Consider the following 23,692-nt stretch of genomic DNA (forward strand, 5'->3'; position numbering starts at 1 on the left):
CCATCAAACAATTATCCTGTGGAGTCCCTCGGCACAAAAACATATTGCTTTTTTTAGGATAATTGGATAGAAATCACCCTATATATTTGGCACAGATTATTTAATTACCTGCCGACGATTACCAACAGTTTTTGCAAATGAGAAGGAGATAGGGGATGCGTTTTATACCCAAAGAGGAGAAGTTTTTTGATCTTTTTGAGGAACTGGCCGCGAAGATCGAAGAAGGGGTAAAATTCTTTCTGGCCATGGTAGAGAAGTACGAATATTCCGATGAGGATATTGCCCGCCTGAAGCAGATAGAGCATGAGGCCGATAGTATCACCCATAAAACGTACGAGAAGATGCATAAAACCTTTCTCACCCCGTTGGATCGCGAGGATATTTACGCCCTGGTCAACAAGATGGACAGTGTAATAGATATGATCGAGGCATCCGCCATGCGGCTGAACCTTTATAAAGTCAAGCGTCCGTCGGAAGCGATTATCTTGCTGGCCCGGATACTCGACAAGGCCGTGCAAAAGATAATAATCATTGTCCATGGCATGCGAGACATGAAGAATGCGCGAATGATTCTGGATGCCTGCGTGGAAGTCAATACCCTGGAAAACGATGGCGATGTAGTTTTAAGAACGACTATTGCCGAATTGTTTGAAAAGGAAAAAGACGTCTTTGAGTTGATCAAGTGGAAGGAAATCTACGAAAGGCTCGAAGAAGCCATTGATGTCTGTGAAGATGTTTCCAACATTGCCGAGGGTATCGTTCTGAAAAATGGATAACTCCCTGCTGTTCGTCATTTTTGTGGTTCTGGTGGCCTTATCCTTCGATTATATCAATGGCTTCCACGACTCGGCCAACTCCATTTCCACGATAGTTTCCACCCGGGTGCTGTCCCCCCGGTATGCCGTCATCTGGGCGGCTTTTTTTAATTTTGCGGCTGCCTTTCTCGTCGGCACCAGCGTGGCCGAGACCATCGGAACCGGCATCATCCATCCCGACATGATTGAAGATCATCTGATCCTGGCTGCCTTGGGCGGCGCGATTATCTGGAACCTGTTGACCTGGTACTTCGGATTGCCCAGTAGTTCGTCCCACGCCCTGATCGGGGGCCTCATCGGCGTCGGGCTGGTCAAAGGCGGCACGGGGGCCCTCGTTTTTGCCGGAATAGCCAAGACGACCATTTTTATTATTCTTTCCCCTGCGATAGGTCTTGTTCTGGGCCTGTTGATGATGGTTGCGGTTCTGAATCTCAGTCGTAATTCCAACGTTGCCAAAGCGGATAAACTGTTCCGCAAGCTGCAGTTATTATCGGCGGCGATGTACAGCCTCGGCCACGGCATGAACGACGCCCAGAAAACCATGGGTATCATCGCCATGATTCTCTTCAGCCGTGGTTACCTGGGACCCAAGTTCTATATACCTTTCTGGATTGTGCTGCTCTGCTATGTCTTTATTGCCCTGGGAACGATGGCCGGCGGCTGGCGGATTGTCAAAACCATGGGTACAAAAATCACCAAGCTCCGACCCATGGGGGGGTTCTGCGCCGAAACGGCGGCCGCTGTCGCCCTCTTCGGGGCATCATATGCCGGCATTCCCGTCAGCACGACCCACACCATTACCGGCGCCATCATGGGGGTCGGTGCTACCCATAGACTTACCGCCGTCCGCTGGGGAATAGTCGGCGCCATCATCTGGGCATGGGTGTTAACCATTCCCGTCTGCGCCATGCTTGCCGCTTCTCTTTTCCTGATCCTGGAAAGCTTCTTTTAATAATCCGATAATCATGTCGCAGGTTGTTTCAGATATGAGGCTCCGGGTGGTCAAACATGTATCCGACGGAGCGGAGGCTCTTGAAATAGACTGGGTTTTGCGGATCCGCTTCGAAATATTTGCGGAGCCGGACGACGAAGTTGTCCACGGTACGGGTGGTGACGATCCCCGTGTATCCCCAGCCTATTTCCAGGATCTGCTTTCTTGAGAGCGGCTGGCCCCGGTGGGAAATGAAGAGCTTTAAAAGCTTCACTTCCTGTTCCGTAAGTGCGATCTGGCTGCCGCGGACATAGGCCGTGGCAGTGCTGAAATCAATCCGGTTGCTGCCGAAGTTGTATTCGGGGGGTGTCGAAATGTTTTTGTCCCCGTTGTCGGCCCAGGAGGCGCGGGCCAGGAGTCTTTCCACGCGCAGCAAGAACTCTTCCAGATTGAACGGTTTGGCCAGATAGTCGTCCACGCCGCAGGTCAGGCCCTTGACCCGGTCTTCCAGGCTGCCGCGGGCCGAGAGAATAAGGACCGGCAACCGCTCATCCTGCAGTCGGATGCTCTGCAAGACAGAAAAGCCGTCCATACCGGGCATCATGATGTCGAGGATAATCAAATGGGGCTGGCCGGTCTGCCATTTCTGCAAGCCTGCGACCCCGTCCGGGGCGATATCCACCTCATACCCCTGCAGCAGGAGATTCAGCTTGATGCCCTCGGCAATATGGCTGTCGTCTTCAATGATGAGGATACGTTTTTTGCCTGAAGATTCCATGTTTTCAACCCCTGTTATATTTCGTGACGCAACCGACCCCCACGACCAATCAGACCCGCTGAGCAGGCAGGATGAGGGTAAACACCGCCCCCGCTTCCGGCCGATTGGCCGCGATGACCTTTCCCTTGTGCATCCGGGCGATATTCTGGACCAGATAAAGACCCAGCCCGCTGCCCCTGGGCAACAAACTTTCCGGCCGACCGGCGGCGGCCTGGTAAAATTTCCGAAAAATCTTTTTTAAGTCCCCCTTTTCTATGCCGATGCCGTTATCTTCAAACCGGATGTGCAGTTTATTTTTTATCCGCACAAAACGAATATCAATAACGGGCTGCTCACTGTCGTTGTATTTAATGCCATTAGTGAGGATATTCATCACGAGCATCTCAAAGAGGGGTTGGTTAATCGGGTATAAGAAAGCCTTACCAGGATCGTGTATCCGGATAATGCAATTCCTGAAGAGATGAATGTTGTGCTGTTGGAATTGCTGCACCGTTTGCACCAGGTCGGCAGTGACAAACTCCCCCCCGTAGGTCTTCGTTTCGATCTTGGCTAGATTCAGGATCCGGTTGATATGTTCCGCCAGACGTTCCGTATCCTGAAGCATATAACGGATGTATTTGATCTGTTCTTCTCGCGTCAGTTCATGCTTTAAAAACGTTTCTAAATAGAGCTTCAGGGAAGTGACCGGAGTTTTCAATTCATGCGTGAAGTTATTGATGAATTCGTGCTGCAGCCAGTTAAGACGCACCATCTTCTGGCTGTAAATAAAGATGATGAGGGTGCCGGTCAGGATGATAGCGACCAGGATCGAGAGGACGAGAATGACCACCCAAGTTTGGGCCTCCAGGAACTGGCTGGCGTCAAGATTGTAACGGCGCACCAGGGCCTGCAGCCCCGTGCTGACTCTGATGTACCAGTAGATATAAAGAAAGAGAGAAGTCGCCAGCGCCAGGATGGAAAAAATAAAAATAAAAACTGGGTGTAAAAACCATGGAAATCGCTTGACCATGGTTTATTTTTACACAATCGAAAAAAAGAGTCAACTGGTAACCCGATAATCTGATTTGTAAAACTTTTGTAAAACGTAAATTACCGCTTTCATTAGATAATCACTCCTTGTAGGATGTCCGAAAGTCACCAGGGAATATTCGGCGCCTCCCTTTAGTAGTAAATGGGGGAGGCGGTATTGGCAGGTTGAACAGACAAGCGATCAGGAGGCAAACATGAATTCGGAGGTAACCATTTCCCCCCGGGGGAAAGAGACGCGTATTTTACTGGCGAGTGTTTTCGGGCCTTATGCCCGGGATGACGAATATGGCAGCCGTGCCATCAACCCCATGGAACTCTATCAGAATCAGGTCACCAGGGAGCAGGGCGGCTTTTCGTTGCGCATGTTTCATCGCACCTTTGGACTGCTAATGATCCAGGCCAACATTGACGCCCCCTGTACGCTGCTGGATTTTCCTTCCCAGGAACGTTTTATCCAAGAAATCAGAGAACATGAGTATGATGTCATCGGTATTGGCGCCATTATTCCCAATGTGGGGAAGGTGCAACGGATGTGCAAACTAATCCGGCAATACAGCCCGCAGACCCTGATTGTGATCGGAGGCCATATTGCCGGTAAGGACGACATCGGCCAGATGATTGACGCCGATGTCATTGTCAAGGGCGACGGCATCCGCTGGTTCCGCCGTTTCTTAGGAGAAGCGGAAGACGCTGCGATTCGCCATCCAGCGGTCATTTCCGGTTTGGGCGGCCGGATGATGGGCATTAATCTTAACGCGAGACCGGGCGGAACAGCGGCCATCCTCATCCCTTCCGTCGGCTGTCCGGTGGGCTGTAATTTCTGTTCCACCTCGGCCCTCTTCGGCGGCAAAGGCAATTTCATTAACTTTTTTGAAACGGGCGACGAGCTTTTTGCCACTATGTCCCGGATTGCCGACGAACTGAAAACCAACTCCTTTTTTGTTCTCGATGAAAATTTTCTGCTCCACAAAAAGCGGGCCCTGCGTCTCCTGGAATTGATGGCCAGCCATCAGAAAAGCTGGTCTCTATACGTTTTCAGTTCCGCGCGAGTTCTGGAATCATATACCATCGAGCAATTGGTAGAGCTGGGGATCGGCTGGGTCTGGATGGGGCTGGAAGGCAAGCAGAGCAGTTATCAGAAGCTCAGCGGGGTGGATACGCATCAGCTCGTGCAGCGTATGCAGGCGCACGGGATCCGGGTGCTCGGCTCCTCCATCATCGGCCTGGACGATCATACCCCGGAGAATATCGAGGCCGTTATCGAGCATGCCGTGAGCCACAACACGGTCTTTCACCAGTTCATGCTCTATATGCCGAACCCGGGGACGCCCCTCTACGAAACACGCCGCCGCGAGGGCACGCTTTTCCCGGAGACCGAATTTCCTCTGGCCGACGGACATGGTCAATATCGTTTCAGTTATCGCCACAATAATATCAAAAACGGAGATGAAGAACGCTTCCTCCTCGCCGCCTTTAAGCGGGATTTTGCGCTGAATGGTCCCAGTCTGGCCCGTCTGATTGACGTCCTGCTGCGGGGTTGGCAGCGGTATAAAGATCATCCGGATCGGCGGGTGCGGCAGCGTTTTGCACGGGAGGTCTTTCCCGTCCGTTCGACCTATGCGGGCGCCGTCTGGGCCATGAAAAAGTGGTATCGCGGCAATGACCGTCTGGCCGGCAAGATGGATGCACTGCTGCAGGATATCTATGCCACCTTTGGTTTGGTAACAAGAATAGCCGCTCCACTGATCGGGCGCTTTGCCTACTGGTCTTTGAGAAAAGAGGAGGCCCGTCTGGCTAAAGGTTTGACCTATGAGCCTGCTTGCGCCTATGAGAAGAATGCCGCCGCCCTGACGCTGGAAAATCGTCACCCCGGGCGCGTAAAAATACCCGTGCCGCAAACAACCTGGGATTCCGGAAGCCCGGCGCCGGTGCTGGAAAGCTCCACATGAGCAGTTTGCCGATCGGCCCGGACCTCTTAAAAAAAAGTATTGGCTTGGTATTTTTACAACTTTACCTATAGGATAGACGTAACATCATGCGAGACGAATGGCCAAGGAAATGGGACCGCTCGTGAGCGGCTGTATAATTTCCTTAACCAATCGCATCGCCAACCCCTGCTTTTTGATACCAAAATATCCCTTGACAAGCCAAAACGGCCGCCCTATACTCGCCAAACAGCGAAAGCAATACCTTATTAGAAAAACAGAACATTTAACGGAATAAGAAAGGGGTGAACGAAAAATGATTGAGTATCCAAAGTACAAAAAAGTGCTCTTCTGTACCGATTTTTCTGAAAATTCGGATTGTGCCTTTGATTATGCTTTCGGTATTGCCAAGAGAGATGAGGCTGTCCTCTATATCCTTCACATTATATCCGTCAATCCCCATTCGAGCTATGTAGACAATTACATGACCAGGGATTATTGGGACAAATTAAAGGTAACCATTCAGGAAGATATTGATAAAAAATATAACGATCAATATTTGAATAAGATCAAAGATAAGACTAAAGTCAAATTTGTTTCCAAATCCGGTCGAGAAGATGAGGAAATCCTTAAATTCTGTCGGGAGGAAAATATGGATATTATCGTAATAGGCACGCACGGGAGAACGGGAGTGGACTATCTCTTTATTGGAAGCGTAGCCGAAAAAATCGTCAGACGCAGTCCCATCCCGGTCTTTATCATCCCCTGCAAAAATAAAGCTTAACCTCGACTCATCCAGATGAACACCCCTATTTTAGGGCGGATTGAGTAAGAAACAGGGCTCCCGGTTGGCATGCAGACCAACAAGGGAGCCTTTTTTTGAGACAGGATGGTCAAGTTAGAAAAATACGGATGGAATGAAAACGCTTGGCCCTGTTTTTTCTTCAAAACCGATCTTACGCCGTGTTTTCAACGACGGCAACTCATGATAAGAGATTCCTCCGCTTCGCAAAATGGAAACGATGCAAGATGGCAGACAATATCATGACCGACGCAGATTTGCAGCAGCTTAAAAAAATAGGCATATCCCCCGACCAGGTGCGCACCCAGGTTGCCCTGCTGAAAAGCGGGTTGCCGCCGCTCAGGCTGAACCGGCCCGCCACGCGCGGCGACGGGATCGTTGTCATTTCCGAGGCCGAGCAGGCGGAGTTGGTTAAGCTCCATGACGCCGCCGCCAGTCGCGGCAGGTTTATGAAATTCGTACCCGCTTCCGGGGCGGCCAGCCGCATGTTCATCAATTGGCAGAGCGCCATGGTCCGGGGCGGCTTTGGAAAAACAACCGGGGCGGCTGAATTTGCCGGCAATTTGCCCAGGTTTGCCTTCTTTCCGGAACTGCAGGAAGCAGTCGCGCTCCGGGGCGAAAACATGGAAACCCTGCTCCAAGACGGAAATATGGCGCAGATTCTGCGATATATCCTGACCCCGCAGGGGCTAAACTATACCAAGCTGCCAAAAGCACTGATTAAATTCCACGCCTATGATCACGGCCGCCACAGCCGCACGGCCCTTGAGGAGCACTTGGTCGAAGCGGCCCTGTACGCGGCCGACAACCGCAAGGAATGTAGCCTCCATTTCACCGTTTCCGAAGAGCATCTGTCCGTCATCTCCCCTTTCCTGGAAGAGATAAGGCCCGGCTACGAACAGCAATTCGGCGTGACATTCCATTCAGAACTTTCCTGTCAGTCCGGCGCCAGCAACACGGTTGCCCTCGAGGGGCAGGAACTTTACCGCGACGGCGCGGGACGTCTCATCCTGCGGCCCGGAGGACACGGGGCGCTGCTTTCGAACTTGCAGGCCCTCGACGGGGATATCGTTTTTATAAAAAACATTGACAATGTTGCGCCGGACCGGTTGAAGCCTGCCATAATATTACACAAGAAAATTCTGGGGGGATATTTTATCCGTTTGGAAGAAGCAATTTTTCGCCATCTGCGGAATCTGACGGGGGGAGATATTGCGGAGGCACAGGTCCTCCGGGAAGCGCTGCTTTTCTGTCGGCAGAAGCTCCAGTGGAACTTGCCCGTGGCGTTTACCGGGTCGTCGCTGCCGCAACAGCGTGAGGCGATTATCCAGAAACTAAACCGCCCACTGCGCGTCTGCGGCATGGTGAGAAACGAGGGGGAACCAGGCGGCGGGCCCTTCTGGATTGACGGCGAGGAGGGGCAGTCCCTGCAGATTGTCGAGGCTCAACAGATAGATGCGGGCAGCAAGCAACAAAAAGCCGTCTGGTCGGCGGCCACCCATTTTAATCCTGTTGATCTGGTTTGCGGTTTGCGGAATTATCGGGCGCAAAAATTTGATCTGCCCCGCTTTTCCGATCCACAGACGGCGACCTTGACCCAGAAAACGGAAGGAGTAAGAAAGATTACGGTGCTGGAGCATCCCGGCCTCTGGAACGGTTCGATGGCCCGCTGGAATACCGTTTTTGTAGAAGTGCCCATCGCCACCTTTAATCCGGTCAAGATCATCGCCGATCTGCTGCGCCCCCAGCACCTGCCGGAAGGCTGAGAGCTTACCGGAGAAACTTCTTCAGTAACCACCCTGACTTAGTAGCGCATCATGTTCAATTTCCAATGCCCCGTCAGAAGTTCATATATTTCCTTGCCGATCTCATAGTCTATTAAATAGGTGGAGCCTTTTTCTCCGACAACTTGCAGGGCAGGGAAAGAAACATTGACTCTGGTCTTTTCTTGCGGTGGAGGCAAAGAAAAAATGGCAAATTGGGACGGAATATCGAGGGCGGCCAGAACGCCTTGCAGGATGCTTATTTTCGTTGCCCCCGGAGCCGGGGAAAAGGATGTCATCCCCTCCTGCTTCAATCTCTCGCTGAACTGCTGCGGCAATTTGTTTTTCGTAATCAAGATGGTTTTGCCGCCCATCTGCATCATGTATTCGGCTTTGATGGCCAGATCGAAGCCATCCTTCCGGCTGTCGAATATCTTCACTTCCCTGTTCGGCAGGGGACCCAACCCGAGATAAACAAGAAAATTATAGAGTAGTTCATCATTGCTGCCCCCCTTGATCTGCGGGAGTGGCGGGATTTCAGCGGTGTCCGGGGCGCCGGCCTGCACCTTATCCCCCAGAATCTCGCAGATACGGATGCCTTTTTTCAGTGCGTACTTAAATATTGCCGGACTTGGCAGCAACTGTGATTTGTCGGCAGCAAAAATCAGGCCCAACTGAGAAAACGCACTTCCGGCGGCAGACTTCCTGGTGATTAGCCAGTCCAAAGATAGCTTGACCTGCGGGAGATCATCAAAAGATAACGGCGTCCCAACCTTCACCATCTGGAAGGATGGGGAAGAAAGTATTATTTTCTGCAGGACAGAGGCAAAATCCTGACCGCCAGCAAACTTCACTATGTGATAATTTTTCCAGTGCACCTGGATAATGCTTGCCAGAGCATCCGGCAGACGTCCCGCAAAATCCAGCAGAATCGTCGTCCCATCGCCCAGTTCTACAACCGGTATGGTAGCGCAGTCTATGGAAACCTGACCGGATTCGGGCAGGGGAATATAATGGTTGCCATTAGTAATTACCTTGCCATTTAATTGCTCAATTACATGACGGATAATGGGTAAATATTTCTCCGTAGCAGGGGCTTTCATGGCTAGGACTTTCTCTTCTTTAGCGTCTGCCGGGGTGGAAAGAGGGAGATGGTCACTATCACCGCCACGAGTGAATTTTATAACCTGTCCGGGATAAATCTTATTTAAATCATCAACTTCCGGGTTCGTCTGTTTAATCAATCTTAATATTTTTGCCAGCTCCGTTGGCCTGGCTTGCAGCTCGGAGATGATGATGCGGGTTAGGGAATCACCTTTTTTAGCCGTGTAATTAATCACCCCCGGCGCATCGCCCGTGGCGCCTTCTTGTTGTTCCGGATGCGGCAGGAGGAGCTTCTGTCCGGGATAAATCCGGTTTAAATCAGGGATGTGAGGATTGAGCTGCTTGATCTCCTTGTAACGCCGCGTGGCTGGCCAGCCCAGTTTGCGGACGATGCGGGCAATCGTGTCCCCGCTTCTGATAATATAGACTTTTTCATTATCCTTACTGAGAATCGCCTTGCGAAAGGTAAGATGAGCAGTACCCTCGGTCGCTCGAAGTGATACGGCCGGCAAGACAAGCAGCAATGACAGTACCCAAAAAAACAGGGAAAACTTGCGGCTGCGCAAGGGATAACAACCTTCTCGGGAACAGATTTCAAATCTGCCCCCGCCTGCTTCCACTTTTTTTATTGCCTGACACATATATTCCCCCTGATGGAATCTCCCTCCATAGGTCTACATTATTCTTCTTGGGATATAAAATTACCATCAACAGTATCATAGGTCAACCTAAAATACTTGTCCGCAGGGCGCTTTTTCTTCACACATACCCCTTTTACTACAACCTTAAGGATTCTTTATTTTTGCATTATTTTCTTAATCTGCCCGGGTATCATTTCCGGATAATCAACAACCGGAATGCCCGCATTTTCAAGCGTTGCTATCTTTTGCGCCGCTGTGCCCGAACCGCCGGAGACGATCGCGCCCGCATGCCCCATGCGCCGGCCGGGAGGCGCCGTCTTGCCGGCAATGAAGGCTACGATCGGCTTCTTCATGTTCTTATTGAAGAAGGCGGCCGCATCCTCTTCGGCCGTTCCCCCGATCTCACCGATCATGACCACCGCTTCTGTCTGCGGATCCGCTTCAAACATCCCCAGCAGATCAACGAAATTGAGCCCGATGATGGGGTCGCCGCCGATACCCACGCAGGTGGACTGTCCGAGGCCGCTCTTAGTCAAAAAGTCCACCGCCTCGTAGGTCAGGGTTCCACTCCGCGAGATCACGCCGATGCTGCCCTGCTTATGGATGTAGCCGGCCATGACGCCGATCTTGCACCTCCCCGGCGAGATAATGCCTGGCGTGTTGGGACCAATCAGCTTGATATCTTTCCCCTTCAGATAGATCTTCACCTGCATCATTTCCAGGGTGGGGATGCCCTCGGTCAGGCAGACGATATTTTTCACCCCTGCATCGGCCGCTTCCATGATGGCGTCGGCCGAAAAGGGCGGCGGGACAAAGATGACCGACGTATCGGCCCCCGTTGCCTGCACCGCTGTAGCCACGGTATTAAAAACAGGGATATTTTCCACTGTTTGTCCGCCCTTGCCGGGGGTTACGCCACCAACTATTTTCGTGCCGTATTCCACCATCTGCCGGGTGTGAAAGAGGCCTTCATTGCCCGTCATGCCCTGTACCACAACTTTTGTTTTTTCATCTATGATTATGCTCATTGGCTTTCCCTCAGTTCTTGGGTTAATTGCGAATCGCGGCGATCACTTTTTGCGCCGCTTCCTGCATGGTGGCCGCAACCATCAGTTTCAACCCCGATTCATTCAACAGCTTCCGGCCCTGCTCCACATTGGTGCCTTCCATCCTGATCACCAGGGGCAATTTGACTTCCACCTCGGCAATGGCTTCAATCAATCCCTTTGCCAGGGTGTCGCAACGCAGGATACCGCCGAAGATATTGATGAAGACAGCCTTCACCTTGGGATCGGAAATGAGAATTTTGATGCCGTTTTTGACCATATCGGAGGTAGCGCCGCCGCCGACATCGAGAAAGTTGGCCGGTTCACCGCCGGCCAGCTTGATGACGTCCATAGTCGCCATGGCCAGACCGGCGCCGTTCACCATGCAGCCCACATTGCCGTCTAACTTGATATAATTAAGGTTGTGCCTGGCGGCTTCCACCTCCAGCGGTTCCTCTTCCAGAACATCGCGCAGCTCGGCCATTTCCTTATGCTTATATAGCGCATTATCATCGAAATTGATTTTCCCATCGAGCGCCACAAGCTGCTCTTCTTTCGTGATGACGAGCGGGTTAATCTCGACCAGCGAGCAGTCCTTCTCGACAAATATTTTATAGAGGGCCGCGATAAGCTGGGTCATCGGCTTTCTCAATCCGGCATCCAGATCCAGGGCAAAGACGATCTTGTTGATTTGAAAGGCGCGCAGCCCGACACTGAAGTCCACACGTTCCTTGATAATCTTTTCCGGTGATGTTCTGGCCAGCTCTTCGATCTCCACACCGCCTTCCCGGCTGGCAATAATGACGGGGCATTCGTTGGCGCGATCCACGGTAATACCCAGGTAGATCTCCCGGGCAATGTTCACTCCTTCCTCAACCAGCACCTTATTGACCTGCTTTCCCCCGGCGCCCGTCTGCGGCGTTATCAATCGCATACCGATCAAATCCTTGGCGATTTCTTCCACTTCGGCCGGCGTCGCGGCAGTCTTGATTCCTCCGCCCTTGCCACGGCCCCCCGCGTGCACTTGCGCTTTCACCACCAAGACACTGCCGCTGATGCCGGCTGCCACCTTTCCTGCCGCCGCCGCCGTATCTGCCACACCGCCGTTCGGGACAGGAATATTATAATTCCTCATGATTTGCTTCGCCTGATACTCGTGGATTTTCATTATATCCCCCCCTAATTAACCATTATTTAAGCGATTACGCCTTCCTTGACCAGACGATCGTATTCTGCCGCCGGAAAACCAGGAAATTCCTTGAAAACCAAAATTATTGTCAAGCAATATTCAGCCGGGGCCGACAACCTCAGGACATCAGCTTCTGCTTCCAGTTGCTCAACCACTGCAGCGCTTCCAGCGGGGTCATATTCATGATGTTCAATTCCCTCAGGGCAGTGAGGAGCGCCCCTTCATCATCCATAAAAAGGCTCAACTGGGCCTTGCCCTTGGCCGACCCCTTTTTGCCCTGGGCAATTTTCGGCATCCCCAGCTCGTCCAGCTCGCCCTTTTCCAGATTACGCAGGATTTCCCTGGCGCGCACGATCACCTCTTCCGGAACCCCGGCCAACTGCGCCACCTGGATACCGTAACTGCGGTTGGCCGATCCTTCTACAATCTTTCTCAAGAAAATTATCCGTTCTCCCATTTCCTTGACCGCGACATTGTAATTTTTCACCCCCTCCTTGGTGCGGGAAAGGTCCGTTAATTCATGGTAATGGGTGGCAAAAAGCGTGCGCGCCCCCAACTGTTTGGCATCGTGGATATATTCCGCCACTGCCCAGGCAATGCTGAGACCGTCGAAGGTGCTGGTCCCCCTGCCCACCTCATCGAGAATGATCAGGCTGCGGGAGGTCGCATGCTGCAGGATATTGGCCACCTCGGTCATTTCCACCATAAAGGTGCTTTGTCCTTTGGCCAGACTGTCCGCCGCGCCGATGCGCGTGAATATCCTGTCCACCACGCCAATCGAGGCCTTTACGGCCGGCACAAAGCTGCCCATTTGCGCCATCAGGACAATAAGCGCCACCTGCCTGATATACGTGGATTTCCCCGCCATATTGGGACCCGAGATGATCAGCAGCCTGTTACGATGCGCGTCCAGAGAGATATCATTCGGAACAAAGCCGTGCGAAAGGGGCATCCTTTCCACTACCGGGTGCCGGCCATCGGTGATGGTGATAGCATCCTCTTCATCAATATGGGGACAGGTGTACTTGTGACGTTCGGCAACATCGGCCAGCGAAGCGATGGCATCGAGATCGGCAATCAGGGAGGCCGTGTCCTGGATTCTTTTTATCTCGCCGGCAATTTTGCTTCTGATGGCGATGAAGAGGTCATATTCCCTTTCTTTCCTGCGGTCTTCGGCATGCAAAACGACATCCTCATATTCCTTCAGCTCCTGGTTGATATATCTTTCGGCGTTGACGAGGGTCTGCTTCCGGATATAACTGTCCGGGACCTTGTCGGCATTGGCCTTCGTAACTTCCAGATAATAGCCGAACACGCTGTTAAAACCGACCTTGAGAGAATTGATTCCCGTTTTTTGCCGTTCCTTTTCCTCCAGCAGCGCTATCCACTGCTTGCCATCCCGCATGGCGGCAATAAGCTTGTCCAACTCCTGATCGTAGCCTTCCTTGACAATGCCCCCCTCCCGCAGCGTAAAGGGCGGATTTTCGGCGATGGTTTTCTCGATCAAGTCGGCAATATCCAACATCTCGTCCAGGCCGGCGTTAAGCGAACAGAGACGGGGGGCCGAGAATTTTTGCAGGATCGTCCGGATACCGGGCAGAACCAGGAGGGAATTTTTCAGGGCGATCAGATCGCGCCCGTTGGCGACGCCCAGGGCAATGCGTCCGGCAAGCCTTTCCAGATCATAAATTGAGGATAAGTTCTTGCGCAGTTCTTCACGGAGCAGATGACTTTCCTTAATCTCGCCGACGGCCCCCAGCCTTTGCCTGATTTTGCCCGGTTCCATGAGCGGGTAGTTCAACCACCAGCGCAGGCGACGCGAACCCATGGCAGTTACCGTCGCATTAAGGACATGAAAGAGCGAGCCTTCCCGGCGGTTGTCGGCAATCGTGGTAAAAAGTTCGAGATTGCGCCTGGCAATGTCGTCGAGGACTAAGTAGCCGGCCGTCTCATACCACTGGATCATGTTGATGTGGGGGGGATGAGTTTTTTGCGTCTCCAGCACGTAGCGCAGCACGGCGCCGGCCGCAGCCGCGGCCGCCGGGCGCCTGTCAAAAGCCATTTTTTCGAGCTGCGGCCCCGGAAAATGTTGCGAAAGCAGAGAAAAAGCCTGATCGTGATCGAAGTAAGATTCCGGGACAAAATTCAGGCGGCGCTGTTTTCCGGCCTGGGAAAGGGCGTCAACGAGCGGCTGATCGCGCCAGGCCTCCGGCAGCAGAATTTCCCGAAAATCGAGGCTGGCCGCCTGGACCAGGAAAAACTCCCGATCCTCTCCTTGAGCGACCCGGAATTCACCCGTAGAAATATCGAGAAAGGCCATCCCCATCTGTTCCTGCACCAAAGACAGGGCTGCCAGATAATTGTTCTCGCCGGCCTGAAGATTATCAGTATCCACAGCGAGACCGGGGGTAACCACGCGCGCCACCTCCCTTTTTACCACTCCCTTGGCCAGTTTCGGGTCTTCCACCTGCTCACAGATGGCCACCTTGAAACCCTTTTCGATAAGCTTGGTTATGTAGGGAGACGCCGCATGATAGGGGAAGCCGCACATGGGGATACTGTCTTCCTTGCTCTTGCTTCTTGACGTCAGGGTAATATCCAGTACCTTGGCGGCCGTCACGGCGTCTTCAAAGAAGATCTCGTAGAAATCCCCCATCCGGAAAAAAAGGATGCAGTCCTCGTAACCGGCCTTGATCTCTACATACTGGCGCATGGCCGGAGGCAAACTCGCGAGCTCCATTATCCCCATTGATCATTCCTTCGTTTCAATAACAACATCATCTGTTACTTCCATGACCGTCTCGTATTCCGGAATGACAATGCCGCGCCGCACCATGATTTGGTAGATGATTTCACTGCGCTTTTCCAGATACTTAGATGTCCTAAACTGCTGATATTTAAGGGGACTGGGCAACATCACCGCTAGTCTGGCCGCCTCGGGCGCCGTCAGAGATAACGCCGGTTTTCCGTAATAATGGCGGGCCGCCGCCTCAACTCCGAACAGGCCGTCACCCCATTCCGCCACATTTAGATAAAGTTCGATAATCCTCTTCTTGGACAGCTTTCGCTCGATCCGCCAGGTGATGATCGCCTCCTTCATTTTGCGGATAATGCTTTTCTCCGGCAGCAGATAGAGATTCTTCACCAACTGCTGGCTGATGGTACTGCCGCCGACCCGGAACTTTCTCTTTTCTATGTCCTTGGCCAGGGCTTTTTGCATCGCCTCAAAATCGAAGCCCTCATGGGACCAGAATTTGTCATCTTCCGCAATGATCACGGCTTTTATAACATAAGGAGAAATTTGCGGCAAACTAACCCAGGTCTGTTGTATTTTTTTCTTCCGGCTCTGCTTTTCCCACTGTTGCAACCGGTATTCCATGAAAGACGTCCGGGGAGGATGCCACTTCTTCAGTCGGGCCACATCGGGGACAAAGAAATAATAGCCCACATAGCAAAAAGGCCAGGCCAGAACAATAAATAACATGATGCGCAAATATTTTTTAACCATCGCTATTCTTTCTTATCTCATCTCGCCCTTTTTTAAAAGTTTTTACCGTCGGCAAACGTAGTTTTTTATCACACTCCCGGCCCCTAAAAAAATGTTTTGACTTCGCGCCACATTTCCGGTAAAGGAGACAAACATTTCAGTGTACAGTTTGTCATCCCTCGTCAAAATCTGTGCACCGTTGCAGTAGTGGGGCAACCCCCGATTAAAAAAATGAGGAGGTACTTCATGATGAAACGGCGGATTTTTCCGTGGATGGGACTGATTGTCCTGTTCTTGTCGTTTGGCCTTGGCCAGGAAATACTTGCCAAGGAGGTTTACACTGTAAAACGCGGTGATACCGTGGCGCTGATTGCGGAAAAGTTTGCTGTCAGCCAGGAAGCATTAAAAGAAATCAACCATTTGCGCGGGAACAGCATCAAGAACAAGCAAGTTCTCACCATTCCTGCTACCGGAGCAAAACAGGGAACCAGACAAAGCACAGCCAAAGCTATAACAGCCTCTGCGCCTTTGTCGTCCTATACGGTCAAAAAAGGTGACAGTCTCTACAGCATTGCCAAAAAAACGGGTATTTCCGTTAGTGCCCTCAAAGAAGCAAACCACCTGCGCAGCAACGCGCTGAAACCCGGGCGAAAAATCATGCTGGCGAAAGCCGGTCCGACGCTGGAGAAGAAGGTTCAATCCGCGCAACAGTCCGATCTCGATGAAGAAGATGACGGCTTGCTCGATGAGCCCCTCGCCGCTCTTTCCCCGGTCGAAGCGGAAAACGCTCTCGCCTCCAGCGCCGAGCTGCTGGGTAAATGGCATAACCCTGAGGAAAAGAAACTCTTTGTGAAGGTAGCCACGGCGTTTCTGGGCGCCCCCTACCGCTGGGGCGGTGTTTCCCTGAAGGGTCTCGATTGCTCGGCCTTCGTGAAAAAAATATATGAACTTTTTGATGTCACTCTGCCCCGCACGGCCCGTGAACAGGCCTATGTGGGGGCCACTGTAGCCAGGGAGGACATGATCGAAGGGGACCTGGTTTTCTTTAATACCAGACGCTCTTTCGGCCACGTCGGCATCTACATCGGCAATAACGAGTTTGTCCACGCCTCATCTGGCAACAGGATCGTAAGAATTGACAACCTGAATGAATCCTACTTCAATAAACGCTTTGTGAAAGCCGTCCGGCTGAAGGGCCTGGACGAAGTTTTATAAAACTCCCGGCACGTTTTAAGTATTATCTTTGGCGTCTTTTTTCTTGCTTTATCCACCTGTTTTTTTAGCGCGACTGCTTCGCTATTCCCCACTGACGAAAAGAAGTTTATATGTCTTTCAGTAATAAAATCAAGGTAGGAACCCCCATCGTGGAGATGGACGGCGATGAAATGACCCGCATCATGTGGCAGATGGTGAAGGATAAGCTGCTCCTGCCCTATCTGGATATTAAGCTCGATTATTATGACCTGCACGTCAAGCATCGCGACGAAACAGATGATCAGGTTACCATTGCTGCCGCCGCTGCGATTAAAAAATACGGGGTCGGGGTAAAGTGCGCCACCATTACGCCCAACGCGGAGCGGGTGCAGGAATATCATTTGAAAACGGCTTGGAAGAGCCCCAACGGCACGATCCGGGGCATTCTGGACGGCACGGTATTCAGAAAGCCGATCCTCACGAAAAACGTCCGTCCCGTTGTCTCTGCCTGGCAGAAGCCGATCATCATCGGTCGGCACGCCTACGGTGACATGTACAGCAATGTGGAAATGCAGGTCGCCGGAGCCGGTAAGGCGGAACTTGTTTTTACACCCGCCGGCGGCGGGACGGTGGTACGGAAAATCATAAAGGAATTCCAGGGACCGGGCATAGTCCAGGGCATTCATAATACCGACGCTTCCATCGAGAGTTTTGCCCGGGCCTGTTTCACCTTTGCCCTGGATCAGAAGGTTGACCTCTGGTTCAGCACCAAGGACACCATCTCCCAGACCTATGACGCCCGTTTCCGCGACATCTTCGCCCAGGAATTTGAAAATAACTGGCGGGACAAGTACCACGCAGCGGGCATAACGTATTTCTTCACCCTGATAGATGACGCCGTTTCCCGCCTCATGAAGCATGCAGGCGGCATCCTCTGGGCGCTCAAAAATTACGACGGCGATGTGATGTCGGATATGGTGGCCTCGGCGAGCGGCAGTCTGGCCATGATGACTTCCGTGCTCGTTTCCCCGCAGGGATATTTCGAATATGAGGCCGCCCATGGCACGGTGCAGAAGCACTACTACCGGCATCTGGCGGGAGAGCGGACCTCTACCAACTCCATGGCCCTCATCTTCGCCTGGTCGGGTTGCCTGCGGAAGCGCGGCGAGCTGGACCGGACACCGGCGGTGGTCGAATTTGCGGACAAGCTGGAAGAGGCGGCCATCGCGACCGTTGAATCGGGCGTCATGACGGGCGACCTCCTGACGGTTGCCGAAGACGCTCCGGGTAACAGGAAAGTAGATACGGAGGCCTTTATTGACGCGATTGCCCGGAATCTGCAACAAAAGCTGTCATGGAAAAAGTAAATCTGCACAATCTATCTCTGCAGGAGATCGAAAATCTCATCCTGAGCCTCGGCAAAGAAAAATACCGCGCCCAACAGATCATGAAATGCCTGTACCACCAGGGGGCAACCTCTTTTGACGGGATGACCACGCTCGCCCAGGATTTTCGCAGCAAGCTCGCGGAGATCGCCGATATCGTGCAGCCGGAAATGGTTAAGGTCCAGACCTCCCGGGATGGCACTCAGAAGGTCCTTTTCGGGCTGGAGGACGGCTGTCTTATCGAAAGCGTACTCATCCCAGGGAAGAAACACTGGACGGCCTGCCTGTCCACGCAGGTCGGCTGTCGCATGGGGTGCAAATTCTGCCTCACGGGCGGTCAAGGGTTCAAGCGCAATCTGCAGCCGGCGGAAATAACCGGTCAACTGACCTGCCTCAAATTTAAAACCCCGGCCGGGCCGGATATCAATAACATCGTCCTCATGGGCATGGGGGAGCCGCTGGACAATTACGCCAACGTCCTGAAGGCAATTGCGATCATCACCTGCGACCCGGGGCCGGGCTTCTCCAATCGGAAGCTGACCCTCTCCACCTGCGGCTTCGCCCCGATGATCGGGCAACTGGGCCAGGACATCTCCATCAATCTGGCCGTTTCTCTGAATGCGGCCGACGACAAAACAAGAAGCTCCTTAATGCCGATCAACAAGAAATATCCGCTCGCGGTGCTGCTCTCTGCCTGCCGCGACTACCCCATGCCCGGCCGCAGGATGCTGACCTTCGAATACATCCTGATGGCCGGCGTAAATGACTCCCCGGCGGATGCAGAAAAGCTGGCCCGTCTTCTGCAGGGCATCCACTGTAAACTAAACCTGATCGCCTTCAATGAATTCCCGGCCGCAAAATTCCAAACGCCAAAGATTGATGACATCCGCAAATTCCAGCAGGTGCTGCTCAAGCACCATTACACGGTCATCCTGCGCGCCAGCAAGGGCAGCGATATTCTGGCCGCCTGCGGCCAACTGAGCGGCCAGGCAAAAGAACGGTTATAGCAAATTATTTGCATTTATTAGTTTTGCAACATATACAGCCGCATAAAAAGGAACAATTATGCCCATAGACAAGGAATTATTGGCTATTCTGGCCTGCCCCCGGTGCAAGGGAAAGATTTATATAAGTGAGACGGGAGACGGGATCATTTGCGACCATTGCCGCCTGCTCTATCCGATCAGCGACGATATCCCGGTTATGCTGATCGAAGAGGCAAGAAGATTGTAGGTACCAACCTAGGACCAATAATGGGTTAGTTCCTCGATAGAATGCTGGCGGCGTTTTGGCAAATCTTTTGCGGCGCTGTGCCGATTAAAATAGGAACAAAACAAACATGCACCCACTTCTTTTTTCGTTGAAGAAACGATACAACAAAGAAAAATTGCCCGATCCGTTCGCATACCTCTTCAAATGGTTTGGTCGCACCCCCACAGGGGTTTTCCAAGTCGGTGCTAACTCCGGGCAAGAGATCAAAGGCTTTATCGAACAAGGAATTAAAGCGGGAATTTTGGTCGAACCATTGCCAAGCGCCTATAAAGAACTAGAAAAAAGGGCTTCTTCCCAGCCCGGATATTTCACCGTAAAGGCCGTTTGCACGGATGTAGCAGGAAAGACATGCAATTTTTATGTTTCGAAGGGAGGGGGAGGCAGTTCCAGTCTGCTTAAACCGAGCGGCCATCTTGTGGCTCACCCGGAAGTGGATTTCGATTCGGCACCCATAACCCTGGTATCGACAACTGTTGACCAGATCGCAGCCGATTTCAAAACCAATGGGCATGCGGATATGGTTGCGCGCATAGATCTACTGTACATCGACACCCAAGGGGCCGAGCTAAGGGTCCTGAAGGGGGCGAATGCGTTTCTTAAACAGGTGCGCTACGTCTTTACCGAGGTCAGCAACAGCGGATTATATGAGAATGATGTGAGCCACAAGGAACTGACGGAGTATCTCGATTCGCATGGCTTCTCGCTTGTTTTCCTTTACATAAACAAGACCCGCTGGGGAGATGCCCTGTATGTTCACAACTCGATTTTTGATGCATAATGTCTGTGTCGAATAACCTGATACTCATAGATGGGGGCAATCCTTTGACTCTTGAGATATTCATTATTTGCCATAACCGCCCCGAACAGGCCAAAGAAGCAATTCAGTCGGTTTTAAACCAGAATTCTTCCGACTATCAGCTCATTATTTCAGACAACTCCTCCGATGACACCGTTGGGGAAATGGCGCGGACCCACTTCCCCTCGGTTGCGTACCGGCGGCGATCCTCCGCTCTACCAGCCCTTGCCCATTTCAACGCCTGTATCAGTGAGGCTGCCGCCGATTATTTTTGCCTGTTTCACGATGATGATACCATGCGGGAGGGTTTTGTCAGCAACGTTGCCGAGGCAATTGCCCTGCACCCGACAGCAGTGGCTTTTGGCACTAATGCGTGCGTTGTAAATATCCCAGCCAATACAAAGGAGCTGTCATTTTTATGCCTCGGCCGGTTTGAACAGATTTCTTCCCCGGAAGATCTGTTTCGCCGCTATTATGGCCGCTATCATACCGGCATTGCCCCTTTCCCCGGGTATGTTTACCGGACAGTAAAAATTGAGGGGAAACGCATCCCTGAGGATGGCGGTAAATATGCTGACGTCAGTTGGCTACTGACCATCGCTGCTTCCGGAAGGATTGTCTGGATTACAAAACCTTTAATGGATTACTACCTGCATGGCGGCAATGACGGTTTGCAGGAATCCCTGCGTGACCGCCGACGTCTCCTCGGTTTCTTGGAGCAAAACAAAACATTGTGCGGTAGCGCCGGGTTGGCCGATTACCGGTATTTCATCCACAAACAACTTGTTGCCTCGTTATCTGCCGTCCGATATGCGAAGCGCCTGAAAATCATAAAAAGGGAAATGAATAAACACCGCCTCTGCCGTTTATTCCGCGGTAAGGACTACTTTTTTATGATCAAGCGCGCTATCATTACAAACCTCATGAAACAAAAGGAGTGTGGGTGATTCGCGCCAGCATTTATCAAGAGGGGCATTCCAATAATTCTTTATTTTGTGCGGAAGATCCTGTTCACCAATACAATCCCACGTATACTCCAAGATTACTCCGCCAGGAATTCGCTGCGGTGGGTATCGAAATAAATACGGCAGACCTGCATAAAAGCGAAAAAATCGCCTTTGAATTACATGTCGAAGGCCGTCCACTGGCCGCAAGTTCAGTCCACCGCTACCTGATCGCCACGGAAAATCCCTACATCAACACCTTGAATGCTGATCCTGATTATCTTAAACAATTTAAACAGGTCTTCACCTGGGACAAGAGATTCTTTGGTCTGCCCAACGTCACCCCGGTTATGGTTCCCAATGAACTTTCGTGGGAGTCTTTTCCCAGCTTTGACCAGCGTGATATCTTTGCCTGTTTAATCAATGCCAACAAACGTTTCCCCAGAGAGCTGAATGTTGATTTATATCAGGAGCGCCTGCGGGTAATACGCTGGTATGAAAAAAATGCGCCGGGACTGTTTTCACTTTACGGCAGGGGATGGCATAAACCGCCGGCCGGCATTGATCTGGCCGGTAAACTGGCTCGCCGCCTGGGACGCTTGCGCACTCAACTGTACGGCCATAAACCATTCCCCAGTTATCGAGGCGAAGTGCTTGAAAAGAGAGCGGTAATGTCACGGTCTAGGTTTTCCTATTGCTACGAGAATGTTTGTGACCTCTCCAATTACATCACGGAAAAGATTTTCGATGCTTTTTTGTCGGGTTCAGTCCCCGTCTATTGGGGTGCAGATAATGTAACTGAGCATATCCCGGAGGAATGCTTTATTGACCGGCGAAATTTTTTCGATATGGAAGGGTTACACAACTACCTGATATCAATTGACCAAAAGCAATACCTGCGTTATCAGGAAGCAATTGAAAAATTCCTGCTGAGCCAGGAGGTACGGAAATTCAGTTCTGAGGCTTTTGTCAGTACCATTGTAACCGGGATAATTTCATTGGAAAACGGAGGCCATTGAAGCTTGTTTATGGTGCAATTAAACCGGGACTTATTCTTTTCTGGGACGTCCCAATACCGTCCTTGCTTTGGAGACGGATTTGAAATCTGTCCCCAAACTCCTTGCTTTTTTTGAGGACGGACGTCATAATAACTCACATGCCCTTATCGGACACAACGAAGAATGAAAATAATCAGCAACTTGGATCTGTTTTCATATAAACGAATGGTAATAAATGAGATGACTGAAGCAGAATTACGAGAACAGATTGCCGCGCTGGTTGCCGAGTTTCACCAGGTGAGAAGTGCAAATCAGACCTATACCCCCGGGAAAACTCCCGTCAGATATGCAGGACGAGTCTTCGATGAAAAGGAGATCCAGGCGGCGGTTGAGGCATCTCTGGACTTCTGGCTTACCGAGGGTCGCTTCACCGAGGAATTCCAGGCAGAACTTGCCGCCAGGGTCGGTGTCGAATATGCCATTCTGACCAACTCCGGCTCCTCGGCGAATCTTCTGGCCATCACCGCCCTGACCTCGCACCTTTTGGGAGAGCGCCGTCTCAAGCCGGGTGACGAGATCATTACGGTCGCCGCCGGTTTCCCTACGACAGTGAACCCGATTATTCTAAATGGGCTCATTCCCGTCTTCGTTGATGTGGATATTCCCACCTACAATGCCAGTACCGATCAGATCACTGAGGCAATCAGCCCGAAGACGCGCGCCATCTTCATAGCTCACACACTGGGCAACCCTTTCAATTTGGCGGAGGTCCTGAAAATCGTCAAAAAGCATGACCTCTTTCTCGTCGAAGACTGCTGTGACGCACTCGGCTCAACGTATGAAATCCCGGGGAAGGCGCCTGATTCACCGGCTGGCTGGGTCGGTTCCTTTGGCCACATTGCCACCTGCAGCTTTTACCCGGCTCATCATATCACTTTGGGTGAGGGCGGCGCCGTCTTGACCTCGGATGCTATACTGGCCCGAGCCGTCCAATCACTCAAGGATTGGGGCAAAGACTGTTACTGTGGCCCCGGAGAAAACAACGCCTGCGGCCGTCGCTTCTCAGGGAAATATGGCGATCTCCCGTATGGTTACGACCACAAATACGTCTATACCCATATCGGCTACAATCTTAAGGCGACGGACATTCAGGCTGCCATTGGTGTGGAGCAGTTGAAGAAACTGAATCGTTTCTGCTCCGCCCGGCGCGAGAATTTCAAGCACTGGACGGCTGGATTCCATAATTACGAAGACCGCTTCATCCTGCCCCAGGCCACGGAAGGAAGCGACCCCGCCTGGTTCGCCTTTCCGGTAACCGTCCACGCAGCAGCAGGTTTTGCCAGGACAGATTTGACCAATTATCTGAGCAAACATCTTGTCGAAACCAGGAACCTGTTTTCAGGAAATATTCTCCGCCAGCCAGCCTATGTGGACATCCCGCATCGCAAGATAGGGAAGTTGCCCAATACAGACCGCATCATGAATGACACCTTCTTTCTGGGGACATACCCCGGCCTCGGCAAAGAACAAATCGCTTTCACGATGCATGTCATAGACGAATTCCTAAAAACAAAATAATTGTACGCCCCTGAG

General features: G+C 51.9%; 20 protein-coding genes. 13 read left to right on the forward strand and 7 right to left on the reverse strand.

The window, feature by feature from the left end; translation table 11 throughout:
• Positions 1–155: 155 nt before the first annotated feature.
• Together NT140_03075 and NT140_03080 are read left to right on the forward strand one after the other, a co-directional pair.
• Positions 156–776 (forward strand): DUF47 family protein, encoded by a 621-nt coding sequence (locus NT140_03075; protein ID MCX5830864.1) that lies wholly within the window; start codon positions 156–158, stop codon positions 774–776.
• Positions 769–1,767 (forward strand): inorganic phosphate transporter, encoded by a 999-nt coding sequence (locus tag NT140_03080; protein MCX5830865.1) that lies wholly within the window; start codon positions 769–771, stop codon positions 1,765–1,767. The genes NT140_03075 and NT140_03080 overlap by 8 nt, the downstream gene beginning before the upstream one ends.
• A 28-nt stretch (positions 1,768–1,795) precedes the next feature.
• On the opposite strand, the gene NT140_03085 is transcribed toward NT140_03080, so the two are convergent.
• A complete protein-coding gene (locus tag NT140_03085; GenBank protein MCX5830866.1) occupies positions 1,796–2,524 on the reverse strand; it encodes a response regulator transcription factor in 729 nt (242 codons plus the stop codon).
• Positions 2,525–2,573: 49 nt separating this feature from the next.
• Positions 2,574–3,533, reverse strand: a complete 960-nt coding sequence (locus tag NT140_03090) for a HAMP domain-containing sensor histidine kinase (GenBank protein MCX5830867.1) — start codon at positions 3,531–3,533, stop codon at positions 2,574–2,576.
• Between the two features lie 214 nt (positions 3,534–3,747).
• On the opposite strand from NT140_03090, the gene NT140_03095 reads away from it, so the two are divergent.
• The 3 genes from NT140_03095 (at position 3,748) to NT140_03105 (ending at position 8,046) form a co-directional block, all read left to right on the forward strand.
• Positions 3,748–5,502: a cobalamin-dependent protein gene (locus NT140_03095; GenBank protein ID MCX5830868.1), complete on the forward strand. Its 1,755-nt coding sequence runs from the start codon at positions 3,748–3,750 to the stop codon at positions 5,500–5,502.
• Positions 5,503–5,794: 292 nt separating this feature from the next.
• Positions 5,795–6,262, forward strand: coding sequence for a universal stress protein (locus NT140_03100; GenBank protein MCX5830869.1), 468 nt, complete (start codon positions 5,795–5,797; stop codon positions 6,260–6,262).
• Between the two features lie 245 nt (positions 6,263–6,507).
• Entirely contained in the window at positions 6,508–8,046 is a 1,539-nt protein-coding gene (locus tag NT140_03105; GenBank protein ID MCX5830870.1) for a DUF4301 family protein, read from the forward strand.
• A 38-nt stretch (positions 8,047–8,084) separates the two neighbouring features.
• Here the strand turns inward: NT140_03105 and NT140_03110 are convergent, their stop codons facing one another.
• The 5 genes from NT140_03110 to mtgA all read right to left on the reverse strand — a co-directional run bounded on the left by NT140_03110 (position 8,085) and on the right by mtgA (position 15,531).
• Positions 8,085–9,788: a LysM peptidoglycan-binding domain-containing protein gene (locus tag NT140_03110; protein ID MCX5830871.1), complete on the reverse strand. Its 1,704-nt coding sequence runs from the start codon at positions 9,786–9,788 to the stop codon at positions 8,085–8,087.
• A gap of 155 nt (positions 9,789–9,943) precedes the next feature.
• On the reverse strand, positions 9,944–10,816 hold the full coding sequence (gene sucD / locus NT140_03115) for a succinate--CoA ligase subunit alpha (protein MCX5830872.1): 873 nt from the start codon (positions 10,814–10,816) through the stop codon (positions 9,944–9,946).
• A 22-nt stretch (positions 10,817–10,838) separates the two neighbouring features.
• Positions 10,839–12,002 (reverse strand): ADP-forming succinate--CoA ligase subunit beta, encoded by a 1,164-nt coding sequence (gene sucC, locus NT140_03120; protein MCX5830873.1) that lies wholly within the window; start codon positions 12,000–12,002, stop codon positions 10,839–10,841.
• 139 nt (positions 12,003–12,141) lie between these two features.
• Complete coding sequence (gene mutS / locus NT140_03125; protein ID MCX5830874.1) at positions 12,142–14,772, reverse strand: DNA mismatch repair protein MutS; 2,631 nt, start codon at positions 14,770–14,772, stop codon at positions 12,142–12,144.
• Between the two features lie 3 nt (positions 14,773–14,775).
• On the reverse strand, positions 14,776–15,531 hold the full coding sequence (gene mtgA / locus NT140_03130; GenBank protein MCX5830875.1) for a monofunctional biosynthetic peptidoglycan transglycosylase: 756 nt from the start codon (positions 15,529–15,531) through the stop codon (positions 14,776–14,778).
• Positions 15,532–15,756: 225 nt separating this feature from the next.
• Here mtgA and NT140_03135 point away from each other — a divergent pair, with 225 nt between their 5' ends.
• From NT140_03135 to rfbH, 8 genes are all read left to right on the forward strand, one after another.
• Entirely contained in the window at positions 15,757–16,725 is a 969-nt protein-coding gene (locus NT140_03135) for an NlpC/P60 family protein (GenBank protein ID MCX5830876.1), read from the forward strand.
• A 110-nt stretch (positions 16,726–16,835) separates the two neighbouring features.
• Positions 16,836–18,071 carry an NADP-dependent isocitrate dehydrogenase gene (locus NT140_03140; protein ID MCX5830877.1) on the forward strand — a complete coding sequence of 412 codons (1,236 nt, stop codon included), beginning with the start codon at positions 16,836–16,838 and terminating at the stop codon, positions 18,069–18,071.
• A complete protein-coding gene (gene rlmN, locus NT140_03145; GenBank protein ID MCX5830878.1) occupies positions 18,059–19,096 on the forward strand; it encodes a 23S rRNA (adenine(2503)-C(2))-methyltransferase RlmN in 1,038 nt (345 codons plus the stop codon). The genes NT140_03140 and rlmN overlap by 13 nt, the downstream gene beginning before the upstream one ends.
• 58 nt (positions 19,097–19,154) lie before the next feature.
• A complete protein-coding gene (locus NT140_03150; GenBank protein ID MCX5830879.1) occupies positions 19,155–19,322 on the forward strand; it encodes a Trm112 family protein in 168 nt (55 codons plus the stop codon).
• Between the two features lie 106 nt (positions 19,323–19,428).
• On the forward strand, positions 19,429–20,139 hold the full coding sequence (locus NT140_03155; protein MCX5830880.1) for an FkbM family methyltransferase: 711 nt from the start codon (positions 19,429–19,431) through the stop codon (positions 20,137–20,139).
• Between the two features lie 44 nt (positions 20,140–20,183).
• Positions 20,184–21,104, forward strand: a complete 921-nt coding sequence (locus tag NT140_03160) for a glycosyltransferase family 2 protein (GenBank protein MCX5830881.1) — start codon at positions 20,184–20,186, stop codon at positions 21,102–21,104.
• A 119-nt stretch (positions 21,105–21,223) separates the two neighbouring features.
• Positions 21,224–22,120 (forward strand): glycosyltransferase family 10, encoded by an 897-nt coding sequence (locus NT140_03165; GenBank protein ID MCX5830882.1) that lies wholly within the window; start codon positions 21,224–21,226, stop codon positions 22,118–22,120.
• A gap of 219 nt (positions 22,121–22,339) precedes the next feature.
• Positions 22,340–23,677, forward strand: coding sequence for a lipopolysaccharide biosynthesis protein RfbH (gene rfbH, locus NT140_03170; protein ID MCX5830883.1), 1,338 nt, complete (start codon positions 22,340–22,342; stop codon positions 23,675–23,677).
• The last annotated feature ends 15 nt before the right edge of the window (positions 23,678–23,692 follow it).

It is taken from the genome of Deltaproteobacteria bacterium (assembly GCA_026388415.1).
GTDB lineage: Bacteria > Desulfobacterota > Syntrophia > Syntrophales > JACQWR01 > JAPLJV01.